This window comes from Spiroplasma sp. ChiS (assembly GCF_002968355.1).
Lineage (GTDB): Bacteria > Bacillota_I > Bacilli_A > Mycoplasmatales > Mycoplasmataceae > Spiroplasma > Spiroplasma citri.
Genome location: NZ_PUUH01000251.1, coordinates 1 through 718, shown reverse-complemented (window position 1 = coordinate 718; position 718 = coordinate 1). Strand labels below are relative to the sequence as shown.

2 protein-coding genes are annotated in these 718 nt (G+C 22.5%); one reads left to right on the top strand and one right to left on the bottom strand.

Going from position 1 to position 718, the window contains the following annotated elements; translation table 4 throughout:
* Positions 1-50: 50 nt before the first annotated feature.
* Positions 51-287: a hypothetical protein gene (locus tag C6B38_RS06330; protein WP_105299026.1), complete on the bottom strand. Its 237-nt coding sequence runs from the start codon at positions 285-287 to the stop codon at positions 51-53.
* A 54-nt stretch (positions 288-341) separates the two neighbouring features.
* On the opposite strand from C6B38_RS06330, the gene C6B38_RS12395 reads away from it, so the two are divergent.
* Positions 342-449 (top strand): IS3 family transposase, encoded by a 108-nt coding sequence (locus tag C6B38_RS12395; protein WP_105299025.1) that lies wholly within the window; start codon positions 342-344, stop codon positions 447-449.
* Positions 450-718 lie beyond the last annotated feature (269 nt).

The window sequence follows — 718 nt, the reverse complement described above, 5'->3', positions numbered from 1 at the left end:
CTATGTGGAATAAAACACTTAGTTATTTAAAATAACCGTCCCACTCTGCATTAAGTTGTTTTATAAAATCAAAGTTTTAACAAACCAGTTTCTCAATCAAAGATAATTTTTGAATTTTCTAGTTTTTGATAAAATTGTTGTTGTGTTTTATCTTTTACCTTATTCAATAAATTTCTATGTTTTTCACAAGTTCATAAAACTTTATTTGATACAAATTCTTCGGTGATGAATGATGATAATTTATAACAATCATTAACATCACATATTTTTTGTTGTTTAATTATCATTACCTCCTTTTARGAGTTGTTTTATTTCAAATAAAAAAACAACTCTAACAAGAGTTGCTTTTTTGCCGCTTCATCGTACACGATGCCTTTTATAATAATTTTAGACCACAATCAAAATTAAAAGGTCTAAGTCCTGTTGAATACAGGAACCTAAACCTTTAGTCATTTTTTATTAGTCTACTTTTCTTGACTAATTCATTTTATTGCTTTTTTTATTTATTTTTAATAGAATTCATTCTAATTTCTAAGAAAAATCCTTTATTTTCTTATTTTTTAAGGTATACTTATTAAGTTGTTAAACTTTAATTTATTCTGTTATCTAAAATAATATTAATATGTAAATTCAACAGCTGTAATGTTAAAAAAACAACTAAACTATTTATACTAAATTTTAAAGGAGACTAAATGAATTTTAATACATTAAATTTATA